We start from the raw sequence: 13,160 nt of genomic DNA, 5'->3' as shown, positions 1-13,160 counted from the left end.
ATTAAATAATTCATAAAACGGTTAATTAATTAAAGTTAGAAATAAAGGTAAAAAACATGATACGACTTTTAAGGTGCATTTTCCATGGCAATTGATTTATGGGTTAATACTCGGTTATTTCAATTGCAAAAGTACCGGGAAGACGACTCTGAGTAGGGGTCAGCTTGTTGCTTTTTAGGGTACATTTCGTTGTTTTCAAAGGAAAAATGCACAGTAGGCAAGGGGTTTACCTGAATCTTGCCAGTTAACTGGCAAAAACCGACATTCAATAAGATACGACTAATTACACTAATCGGAAAAGAAAGGAATAAAAGAGTGATAAGGCGGTAAGGTGATAGGGTGATAAAGTGGCTGCGCTATATATCACAGAGCGTTATCCCGCTATCACTTTATCACCCTATCACCTTATCACATTTTGCTCATAACCCGAAAGTTATGAATCAACTCTCCCCAGTCATATTAGTCTTATACTGCGAAGGCGTTACACCAAACGCCTGTTTGAAGTACTTTGTGAAATATTTAGGAGTATTGAAACCAACCATATCGGCCACTTCACCTACCTGATATCCTTTATTCAGCAATTGAGCAGCATGCTTCAAACGAATGGAACGGATAAAATCAGAAGGAGTCTGGCCGGCAATAGCATTCAATTTACGATATAGTACCGTACGCTCCATCCCAACATCAGCACTCAGCTTCTCTACTGAATATTCGGGATTATCTATATTCTTTTGAATCAATGCGCAAACCTTCTCTATAAACTGTTCATCAATAGAAGTGATGGTAACCTCTCCCGGATTAATATTTATTCCCTGTGAAAAAGATCTCTGACGGGCTTTCTCTTCGTTTATCAGTTTCTGTATTCTCAATAACAGAATATCCAGATTAAACGGTTTGGATATATATTCATCCGCACCGGATTCGTACCCGAACAATTTACTTTCGTCCGTAGAACGGGCAGTCAGTAATATGACAGGGATATGCGACACCTGTATATTGGACTTGATGCGTTTACATAACTCCAGACCATCCACCTTCGGCATCATGATATCACTGATTATCAAATCGGGAAACTTTGTAGTAGCAATCCGTTCTCCTTCTTCCCCATCACCGGCTTCCAATACATTGTATTTCTTGGAAAGCAGTTCAAACATGTAATGCCGGAATTCTTTATTATCTTCAACCAGAAGTATAGTGTACTCTTTATCCGTTTGCAGGTCCTGATCACTTTCCACATCAGGATTCAATTCATCCCCGATGAAAGTATTTTCCTCTTTCGGTAACTCCGTATCCACTTCTACATCAGTACGCACAGGTAGATATACAGTAAACAAACTGCCTTTATTTACTTCACTCTCCACTTCTATCTTTCCGGAATGCAACTCTACATACTCTTTCACCAGATGAAGACCGATTCCACTACCTATTTTATCTTCTTCCTCTTTCACTTGATAGAAACGCTCAAAAATATGGGAAAGGTTCTTTCGAGGAATCCCTGCTCCGGTATCTTTCACGGAAAGACGGAAGTACTGTACCCCGTCCGGTTCCTTACAAGTATCGAGAGTTATCGTCACCATACCTCCTGCAGGTGTGAACTTGAATGCATTAGACAATAGATTATTCAGTACCTTTTGTATCTTCTCACGGTCGAAACTTATATATAAATCTTCTGCAATCTTATCATCTATCTCAAAAGAAATCTCCTTTTCCTGAGCCAGATAATCAAAAGAGGATTTTATCGAAGACACAAACTCCGCTATATTCCCCTTAACAAGAAACAGCTTCTCTCCATGAACCTCCAAACGCCTGAAGTCCAACAATTGATTGACGAGGTCCAACAGTTCTTTGGAATTACGGTAAATGGATTGTAATCTCTTTTTCAGGGCTATGTCGCCGACTTCCTTAATAAGAGATTCCAATGGGGTTATGATCAGAGTCAGCGGTGTGCGGAATTCATGGCTTATATTGGTAAAGAAGCGAAATTTCATTTGATTCAGTTCTTCTTCCTGAGCTTTTTGCAACTTCCTCTTATTCATTCGCAAATAACTGTAAAGAGCCCAATATATGGAAAGGGCAATCAACAGGCAATAAATGAAATAAGCCAAAGGAGTTTTCCAATACGGGTCCTTTACAATGATTTGTATAGTTGCACAGTTACTTCCCCACTGCTTACTGTTGTTTGCCGCATATACTTCCAGATCATACGTACCCGAAGGAAGATTGGCATAAGAGGCAGTTCCTGTCCCTGTAGGAGAAACTATTTCGTGCCACTCCTTATCCAACCCCGTCAGCCGGTAGCGATAGTGAGTCTGTGATCTATTGATATAGTTCAGTGCAGAGAAATCAAATGATACAAAGTTCTGGTCATAATTCAAGATAATCTTTTGAGTTGCGCTTACAGGCTCGCTCAATAGTACATTGCCATCATAAGCCTTATCCATCTCCACCTTTTTCCCGAAAAGATGAAAGTTCACGAAGAGAGGTTTCATATCTTGTTTCACCGGAGGCAGTTTATTAATTCGGAATTCGTTGAAACCATCAATTCCTCCCATCAGAATTACATCATCCTTCGTTACATATACGGATCTTTCCAAGAATTCCCGTTCTATCACTCCATCACTATGATTAAAGTTGGAAAAAGAGTATTCTGTTCTTCCTCCTTCCTGAACTACATTCACACAAGATATTCCATAAGAAGTAGTAATCCACATCACGTGGTGACGATCTTCGGATATTGCCTGTATACTATTGTTTACCAAACCGTTTTCCATATAAAACATCCTAATCTCTTCATTCTTCGGATTCCAGACTATCAGGCCATCCTGTGTGGCAAGCCAAATCAAATTACGGCTATCTACATACAGATCGGAATAATGATGAAGATCGTAGAAATCTTGCCAGGCCTTTTTATCTTTAAACACCGGTGCCGTCAGAACCTGCTTTTTATAATCATAGGTAAACAATCCTAAATTGCAGATTCCTATCAGCATGCCCTCTTTATAATTCCTGATCTGCGAAACGGAGTTGATTTGTCGCCCTTCACTTTCCTCTATCTTCTTAAGTTCTCCAGTATCAGGATTCAAAAGACACAGGCCATCTATATATGAACAGATGTACAGGTTCTTATCCGGTGCTTCAAATACCTTTGCTACATCACGTACAGGATAACTTCTGCTCTTTCCATTCTGAATACAGAACAGTGCCTCAACCGATGAAAGCCATATCCGCTGCCGGCTATCTTTAGTTAACCCGTTACACCGTAAATTGCGGGGCAATCCTGCCTCAAAAGATAATTTGCTCTCAGATAAAGAGTACCGTAAAAGTCCCTGGCGGGTACCTACCAGGATTCCACCATGAGCATCTTCTACAAAACACGACACACTAACTTCCCCATTCTGATCAATATTAGGGAAAAACACTTTACCTACATTTTTAAATTTGAAACGATTAGGATGGTAATAACATATTCCTCTGTCCAAAGTCCCGATCCAAGTTCCTCCCTGGTTATCATTAAAGACTGTACTGACTTCCGTTTTTATCTCTTTACCATCTACAAATTCCAGCGTAGGGATAAATTGTTTGTTTTGCAGTTTTTCGTCACACACCCACAGGCCAGCCTGACTAGTTATCCATATATCGTGCTCTTTGCCTACAGAAAGCACATTCAGCCTATATTCAGTTTCTAATATTACTTCCCACTTACGCAGTTCAATATCAAAACGTAAAGCTTCAGTCTTTCGTCCATTCATCAAATAGTACAAGTACTTTCCCCGGGGGACAACCAACAGAGTAGCAGACCTGTCCTGCTTTTCATCCAGTGCATATTCCCGATACAATTCTCTGGATGTTTCCAGATCATAACAGACCATGAGACTTGAATTGTAGAACAAAAAGACTTGTTGATTTACTACCGCTATATCCAAAAGCCTGTCACGTACATCTCCGTTCATTGAAACATTCTTCAAAAACTCAACAGTCTTCCCACCGGCATAATCCCTGTACAGCAGTACATCATCATCCGTCAGCATCCAATAATTACCTGCCTCATCCACAAAGAAGTTCACCAACGCCCCCTTTACACCATAAGACTTAAACAGATCGTCCAAATGCTGTTCAAAGCGTTCTTCATTAATGTTGATGGCCATTAGCTTATACCAGTCTTTGATATAAATATAGCCCTCATTCACATAAATGCGATGATGCCCGGCATAGTCATTAAGAGGAATTATGTTACTTTTATTATAATGGAAATATTGAAAAGAAGTTCCATCGTAGATGCTGACGATCTCATTGGCATTGATTGCAATGCGCCCATCCCGCAACTGAATGATATTGCGGACTCTGTTGCCCGAAAGTCCGTCACTGCAATCGATGGGAGTAAACGCATAGTGATCTTGTGCATGAAGCGGGGAGTTAAGCAATAAGACAATAAACAGCAAGAGTCTTATCACTTTGATCGTTGACAATTTCATTGTTATGTTTTCCATATTAGATTATCAGTGATGCAAAGATATAGAAAAAATATATCTGATAAAGATTCCCATAAAAAGAAAACCGTCCCCTCCCCTCACGGGGGTGGAACGGCACAGTCAATAATACATGAAAAAACGCTATTTAGAGAGAGTCTCTACAAATTTGGCTTGTGGGGATGATCCTGTGGTTGGGGTGGTTCTTGTGGTTGGCACATTTCCTGCCACTTTGCATATTGTTCCGCCGTCAGGATTTTCTTGATTTTCTTTTCCTTCTTGGCAGCAGCTTTCTGCATCTTCTCCACATTGTCCTTTTCCATTACAGGACGTTCACCTGGAGCTCCCATTGGCGGACGACCGCCTCCCATACCGGGGCCCATTCCACCATCCATTGGCGGGCGACCGCCGCCCATTCCAAAACCTCCTCCCATTGAAGGACGCTGGCCGCTTCCTCTTTCAGTCATGGTTGCAAAATGTTCTTGTTGTTCCTTCAGATTCAGCTTGTACAGCTTGTCATATTGCTTGTCTGTCAATTGCAGTTCTTCTTTCATCCGGTCCGTCATTTTACGGGCGACCTTTTTCGGTGAGGGAACTTCACGAGGCAATTGCTTCTTTTCCTGTTCCTGCGCTTGCGTACAGACCAGTCCACACAACAGACATACAGCTAATAACCATAATCTTCCGGTACTTTTCATTTTGCGTCATTTTTTTATTACGATGCAAATGTAAGGGAGAGAAAGAAGAGCTGAAAATAAAATCTACGAAAGGGGAAGTTTTGTCGACGGAATAGCCAAATAAGGAAACGCTATGTAATGAACTATCATCACAACATCATCATAAACCATTTGTCCTTAATGGTATATATATCCGTCTTGCCACTATGAAGAAGACTTGTACAAGCCATAATTGAACCGAGAGGAGTTTTCATATCATGTATCATTTGATATGCAAAGAAGAGCAGGTATTGACATTCTGCTCATGCAGAGAATCAGCACTAAGCCGTTGATTATTTCTTTTTGCCCAGTTGGTTTTGCATCCCCACAGTAAACACTACCGAGTATTAACCTTGGCTAACAAGCCTATCAACCAAGGTTAATCGGCTCGTCAACCAAGGTTGATAGGCTTGTTAACCAAGGTCAACACCCGACTACTCCTAAGGGAGAAGGAATATATCCCTGATATAAAACAAACAAATGCATCGTCCTGATATGGGTGACTGCGAAAGTGAGAGTAACTTGATCCAACTTTTTATTGAAGCCCTGAGTTCATGGTAACTGAAAAACGATAGGTTCCGGACTGCAACGCAAGCGAGATAGCCTTTCCCTTCTGCGTGTACAAGCTAACTCCTTTCGCTTCTTTCCATATAGAATCTCCTTCTTTTAGGGTTTCCAAATCTATATCGGACAGCTTCAAAATAGCCGTAGTATTAGCAGGCACAGTAACTTCAAGATTCAGGACACCAGAATTCACCGCCCAGTTGGACTCTATATTCCCATACATCGAATTATAATGTGAACGAACCTGCTGAGGCCCTTTCTCCGTAATCCAAGGTTCAATGATAAATTGTTTATATCCCGATTCCGTACGTCGAATACCTCCCAAAGCCTCAATAAACCAGCTTCCTATGTATAAATAAGAACTATGCAAAGCCGAGCCACGACATTCCCAGTCTTCAAAGAATGTACCATTACCTTTTTCCAACATATTCCCCCAACCTGGAAAATCTTCTTTCATAGCCATCTCAAAAATCAAATCATCACGATGATTATCCAGTAAAGTATGCAACAGGAATGAACCGGCAGTTATCCCTCCCCAGAAATGCCCTTTACGATTTACAAGAATTTCCTGTTCAAGACGTTTCCAGACTTTGGTCCTCAGATTTTCAGGAGGCAGATCAACCATTAATGCAATGGCCAAATACGAAGGATAACCATTCACATAACTATTATTCCGGGAATCAAAGAAAGTCGTATGTACTGCTTTACGGATTTCTGAGGCTCGCTTCCTATAAGTAGCCGCCACAGTTTTATGGCCTAAAATATCGGCTATCCTTGCTGCTGTCTCCAAACTATAAATCCAATGGCAATTATTGAAAAAAAGCGTCTCACGTGTATCTCCAAGTGCTTTTCCTTGTTTTTCCATGGCTGATCGTTCCGACCATGCATCCGGCCAAAGCCAGTCTCCCAAGAAACTCCACTTGCCTCCCCAGCGTACCAACATATTATGCTGAGACTTCGTTTCTAAAAAATCAAGCCAGCGCTGGATTGTCGGAAAACTTTCCGAAAGGATGCGTATATCTCCATATTGCCGATAAAACTCCCACGGCAATGTGATACAGAATCCGCTCCAAGACGGACCTCCACCACCAATACGAGTAGGAGCTGTATAAGGAACATTACCATCTGCCTCTTGAACATCCCGCCAATCTTCCATCCATTTATTATAGAAAGCTCCCAATTGATAATTCCCCAAAGCCGTACGCGTGGTAGCCAAAGCATCTCCACCATAGCCACAGCGTTCACGATGCGGACAATCTACCACATAATTGCCTAAACTAAGGTTTTCCAAAGTCCATAAAGTGGTACGATAGATATTATTCAGTAAGGGAATATCACATTCAAATCCACCGCTTCTGCGATAATCGGGACGAATCATCCAACCACGTATCTGGTCTGTTGTTGGCTTATAGCGCAAACCACTGATTTGTACCCAACGACCTGTCATATAATTAAAACGATTGCAGAAAGTTCCTTTCCGTTTAGGCCCCACTTTATAAATACTGTGTATGCCATAACTGCAAACATCCTTTTCCCTCTCGGAGAATTGGAATACGATTGAATCGCCAGGCTGGCCTTTAAGCTGCATTTCAAACCAACCGGCATAATTGACGCCCATATCAACTCTATAAACACCAGGAGTAATTTCCTGAATAGAGAGAGGAGTTATCTCTTGAATCAAACGATTAGGTTCCGTACGGTCTGAGGATACTACAACGTCGGTAGAATAGACCTTTGCCATAGCCCAACCGGAATCATCAAAATCCGGAGTATTCCACCCATCTTTTTCCAAAGCAGCATCATAACATTCTCCTTCAAAGTGATGCGCTTCCCAGTAACCTAACAAGGTATTGGGACTTGCATGGGTCTTCCAGGTATTATCCGAAACAATTCGTAACTTCTTCCCGGAAAATAATACGATCTCAGCTTGAGCCAGTGCCATCGGAATAGCCGGCCTGTCCTTCTGCTGATAAGCCGGAAAAACAGCCCAGGAAGTACCCAGCCACAAAGCAATAACATTAGTACCTTTTTTCAGATAGTTCTTAATATCATATGTCATGTAGCGGGCACGTGATTTATGATCCGTGACTGAAGGTGAAAGGACAGCGTCCCCTACTTTCCGACCATTGACATACAGTTCATGATAACCAATGGAAGCTACATAAATAACAGCATCCTGTGGAATATCCGACATATTAAATGTTTTACGGAACCAGGGATCTGCCATTACATTATTAACTTTCTTACCTCCCACACTCTGAGATTCCATTTCTGCACTGCCTATCCATTGTGCTACCCAATCAGCAGCAAATAGCCCCATACGCCAGTTTGCAGGAGTGCTCCACGCTGACCAGTGATTATGTTCGTCGGAGAAACGGACTTTCCAGAAACATCTTTGTCCTGCAGGCAAAGGTACTCCTCCATAAACAATATTCACCGACTCAGCAGAATTAACACAGCCGCTATCCCAAAGGTCCCCACGGTCTGCATCAAGCAAATCCCGGGAGCTTGCTACAAGAATCTGATAAGCAGTCTGCTTCCGTCCTCGTGCCGGAATAGTGGCTCCCATTTTCCAACTCAAACGAGGTTGCTGTATATCAATACCTAAAGGATTACTAAGATATTCACATTGCAAATCAAAAGGTTGGAGAGTGGCAATATTCGTAAAAGCCGTACTACCAGTCAGTTCACCCTCCGGAAAAGCAATCTGCACTTCTCTGCCATTAAGAGAGAGACAAACCTTCTTCTGACTATAAAGCGGATCAGCAACCCAGATATCGTACCCTGTTCCCTTCTGTTCAAGATAGACAATCACTTGTTTATCAGCAGCCAATGTAAGCCCCTCTCCCAAATCAATTGTTCCCGGATGATAAAAAACAACGGCGTATTGATGGTTCAACTTAACAGCCTGTACCACAGAACTATTTTGAATAATCTTATAATTCTGTGCAGCCGCAAATGTCCGGAACTCCTCTAAAGTTCTGTCTGGAACGACCATATACGCATATTTCCCCTCCTTAGCCTTTGTTCCATGACTGATCCAGAGATTAAATATATCAGCAGAAATCTTTTTCCCACTCCCACTGATATTAATATCCTTCCAAGCCCCGGTTTGTTTCGGACTACTGACAGTTACATCCCCCCCTGAAGGAAATAAATAACCTACTTTATCATGATATACCCAAGCCGGATTTTTGGCAGATGCATTTTCTTTGTAAACAGATGTAGTTACTCCCTCTTTGCCAACTACCATTTCGCGTTTAAAGAGACACTGATTAACAGTTGTAACCACTTCTTCGGGAGCATCTGACGCAATATCTGTCCCTAAACACAAAAGTACATCATCCATAAAAAAGTAAGCCTTTTTTGCCTTTACCCCCCTATAGCAATGCTCGTAAGCAATGACTCCATTCCGACCGTTACTTACCCCACCTCCAAACCGGTTTCTTCCGAACAGATACCCTTCAAGACGAGCAGAATCCGGATGTTGAACAGCCGTAGTGCCCGGTATTTTATTCCAATTCCATACAGGGAAGATACCTTCATATTCTTTCCCGGAAGTAAGGATATTCGTAGCACCAAGTGGCAGGTTATAACCTTTGAGGTTCTCATTATTAAGCATTTCGGTTCCATTGGTCCGGGTAGAAATCACCTTGGCAGAAAGATAATAGCCGGCACCATGCTGAACCATCATGTCCGATTTCCAAAAATACTTATTACCGGGAACAGGAAAGGGACCACCGGAAAGATGTTCCTTCCAGGCCGAATAATCAGCAGCACGACCAGGATCATTCTGCTCCATGTATTCCAGCGTGACAGGGGAAATATTACTCAGTCCCTCGGGACGTGATATATTACGGCCGATGGCACCAAAATCGAACGTTTCCCGATAGCCCAACAACCGATGACCCCCCATCAGGAGATTGATAAATATATCTTTTTTCTCTTGTGTAAAATAAGGCTCAAAAGCAGTTCCTTTCACCAACTGCAAGTAATAGGCAATATCATCTACATACGATAAACCATACCCGCCGGAATATAATTGCGGACGATGCTGATGAAAACTGCCATCCACCTTAATACCTTCGTCACCTTGTTCCGGAACAATCTTAATAGTAGAGGCTATGGACTTGATTCCGGTTCGTATCAGCTCAATATTATCTTCAATACATCCCTTATGAATAGTAACGGCAGATACCCATGTACGATTTTTGCCTTTATGCCCTTTGTTCCCTGTCAAATCCCTCAGATAAGAAGAGTAATGCAACAGTTTCTTTTCACTAATTTTGCCTTTCAGCAGAATTAACGGAACCATGTAGTCCTGGGGAGCACCGATATCACCGAACCACCAGTTTCCGGATTTAGGACGTACTTTATACCAATAGTCGATACCAGCAACAATCTGTTTCAGCAGTTTTCCTGAATTATAATACTTATTTCCAGGTTTACGGTATGCAATAGCCATTGATTTCAATCGTTTCAAATGGGAGCCGGCCGGATAAAAAGAACCTTCGTACACAGTTATATAATCCAGGTCCGGGAAACTTCCATCCGAACGTAATGCAGTCGCATAACCCGCTATGACGTCCTCATCTACTTTCGCTTCCAAATAGGAAGCGACCAGTCGTCCGGTCATTTCGTCCACTTCCTTCTGTGCATCTACTTGCACCTCTTTAGCCTCTGTCAGGGAGCAACACAGACAAAGCAAACAGAATATTAGTTTCAAGCGTTTCATAAACATACTCCTATTTATCCAGATACTTACCATCAGCTACTATCCCTGAGCTATGCACTGTACGAATAAATTTCGCATCAGCAGGAGCTGCTCCCTTGCACTGATTCAGTTCTGCTCCGACAACATCATCCAAAAAGAACAACGGACGTGCATCTGGTTTAGTCGCATCAAAACGTACATTATTGAACCTCACATTCCTAGCATGGCGCACATAAAAGCCTGCCGCCGGCAATGTATTACCAAACATTCTATTCTCAGGGTAGCTCTTTATCATCTCCGGAACGGACTTATTAATCATATCCAGAGTCCCTCCTCCCGGATAGCTGATTTGCACATTATTAATCGAAACATTCTCTACACAGCTCGTTTCCACACCGGTTATAGAACAAGCTATCAAGCTTTCGGCAGTTGCTACAATGTTGCTGATATTTATATTCTTCAGTACACCACCTTCTTTCCGGTAAGTGCGATTTCTGTCTCCCAAACGGATGAATATAGGAGTCTGGACATCGCGCATAGAAATATTGGAAACGGTGATGCCATCAATAATACCTCCATCAACCATTTCTATGGCAACACCCGAAATAACGGTAACATCGGCAGAAATATGCTCAAGCTGTTTACTCCAATGACGAATATTATCTTCTGCTGCTCGACGAACAACGCAATTGGAAACCGCGATATTCCGGTATCCTCCATGAGAAGCTGTACCGAATTTGATTGCATTGCAATTGCTCGCTGTTACACAATTCGTAACCGTTATGTTCTCGCAAAATTCCGGATGGTCACTCTTGAAACAAATAGCATCATCTTCCACATCAATGTAGCAATCGAATATAGTCGCATTCTTAGCATCTATATCAAGCCCGTCATTATTATAATTACAATGACTGAATACTTTCAAACCACGGATAGTTACATCTTCACATTTTTCATAATGCTGTACCCAATAGGCAGAATTACGGAGGGTGACATCGGTCACAACGATATCGCGGCACTCTACAAAATAGATTATCTTAGGGCGCTTCGGTCCGCCATCCGCATCATTGCCAAATTGAAAAGCTTTATCTCCGCCTTGTCCGTCAATTGTTCCGAATCCAGTAATCGAGATGTTCTTCTGTCCACGTGCAAACAAAAGCCCGGAAGACTGATTCATTGTACCGTCCTTGAATGGAAAAGCATGATCATAATCCGACAAACGTGTACTTCCCAACAATAAAGTGCCAAAATCCAGATGAAGGTTCACATTTGATTTCAGTTCAATAGGGCGTATCAAATAAGATCCGGATGGTATCAAGACGGTTCCTCCTCCTTTCTTCGAACATTCATCTACGGCCTTCTGTATAATAATTGTATTATCCGTTACACCGTCTCCTTTAGCTCCACGTTTAGTCACATCAATTGTTCCTGCTATAAGAGAAGATGAAAATAGCAAAGATACTACAAGCAAGACTATATTACATTTATTCATCATGATATCATTGTTTTAGGGTTTATCATTTAAGGATTTGTATCGGCACAACGCCTCTACATAGTAATAATCAGCATAGGTTAAAGGCACATCTACTTCCGTACCGGAAGGAATATTGCCTACCGAATGTTTCAGGATGAATCCTCCGTTAGTTCCTTCCTCTGCCGTATACGCCGGTGAGGATAATGTCTGGAGCATTTTTTCGGCTGCCTTATAATACTTCTCAGCCTGTTCTCCGGATACATACTGAGACAATTCCAGCAGTCCGGAACAGTTAATAGCTGCAGCAGAGGCATCACGCAAGGCATTCGGTATATCAGGAGCATTATAGTCCCAGTAAGGAATCAGGTCTTTCGGCATATTAGGATGATTCAACGTAAATTCTGCTATCTTTATGGCTTGCTCAAGGTATTTCCGGTCTTTTGTAAAACGGTACATCATTGTATAGCCATATAATCCCCAAGCTTGTCCACGAGCCCAAGCTGACTTTTCGGAAAAGCCCTGTCCACCTTGGTAATGCTTTATTTCACCGGTTGCCGGGTTATAATTCAGTCCATGATAAAGACTATTGTCTGCCCGGAAATGATTCTTCAAAGTTGTATCGGCATGTTTCACAGCAATATCATAGAATGTACTGTCTCCTGTGGCTTGAGTAGCCCAGAAAAGCAATTCCAGATTCATCATATTATCAATGATAACGACATAGTCATCCGGCTTGCGATTATGGGATTTAATACAGCCTACCACCGGACTGAAACGGGAAATCAACGAACGGGCGCTGTTCACCATAATATCTTTATACTCAGGTTTCGGAGCAACGCGGTTTGCATTGCCATAACTGCAATACATCATAAAACCGACGTCATGTGTATTCACGTTGTATTGTTCCGGTTCCAGCAACTTCAACATACGTACTCCTTCAGCATATAACTCCTTGTTTCCTGTATCCTCGTACAGATAGAACAGAGTTCCGGGATAAAAGCCACTGCACCACCATTCCGAATTACTGGTTTTCAAGCGTTGCATGTGTTTGTCATACGTTTTAGGAAACTGGTTGCTTCCTTGCAGTTCGCTCCTCATATAGAGATACTGACGAGCAGCCTGCTCTAACGCCTTATCAACTTTTACCTTACCCTTGGCGAATAAGTCGCCGGAGGGAAAAAAACTAATTAGAATCGTAACAAACAATAATGTACTTTTTTTCATGG

Annotated in this window: 5 protein-coding genes; all 5 read right to left on the bottom strand. The window is 42.0% G+C overall.

The annotated features are described in order from the left end of the window. Positions 1-440: 440 nt before the first annotated feature. The gene (locus BACINT_RS07185) at positions 441-4,487 is read right to left on the bottom strand and encodes a hybrid sensor histidine kinase/response regulator transcription factor (RefSeq protein ID WP_007661811.1); all 4,047 of its coding nucleotides are present in this window, start codon (positions 4,485-4,487) and stop codon (positions 441-443) included. 140 nt (positions 4,488-4,627) lie between these two features. Then, a complete protein-coding gene (locus BACINT_RS07180; RefSeq protein WP_007661810.1) occupies positions 4,628-5,164 on the bottom strand; it encodes a DUF4890 domain-containing protein in 537 nt (178 codons plus the stop codon). Positions 5,165-5,717: 553 nt separating this feature from the next. Further along, complete coding sequence (locus BACINT_RS23600) at positions 5,718-10,481, bottom strand: family 78 glycoside hydrolase catalytic domain (RefSeq protein ID WP_081450311.1); 4,764 nt, start codon at positions 10,479-10,481, stop codon at positions 5,718-5,720. Positions 10,482-10,491: 10 nt separating this feature from the next. Beyond that, positions 10,492-11,955 (bottom strand): glycoside hydrolase family 28 protein, encoded by a 1,464-nt coding sequence (locus BACINT_RS07170; protein ID WP_007661802.1) that lies wholly within the window; start codon positions 11,953-11,955, stop codon positions 10,492-10,494. A gap of 12 nt (positions 11,956-11,967) precedes the next feature. Then, positions 11,968-13,158 (bottom strand): glycoside hydrolase family 88 protein, encoded by a 1,191-nt coding sequence (locus BACINT_RS07165; RefSeq protein WP_007661799.1) that lies wholly within the window; start codon positions 13,156-13,158, stop codon positions 11,968-11,970. Positions 13,159-13,160: the final 2 nt, after the last annotated feature.

This window comes from Bacteroides intestinalis DSM 17393, assembly GCF_000172175.1.
In the GTDB taxonomy this organism is placed as follows: domain Bacteria; phylum Bacteroidota; class Bacteroidia; order Bacteroidales; family Bacteroidaceae; genus Bacteroides; species Bacteroides intestinalis.
The sequence above is the reverse complement of the archived record's forward strand: the minus strand, read 5'-3'. Positions and strand labels throughout refer to the sequence as shown.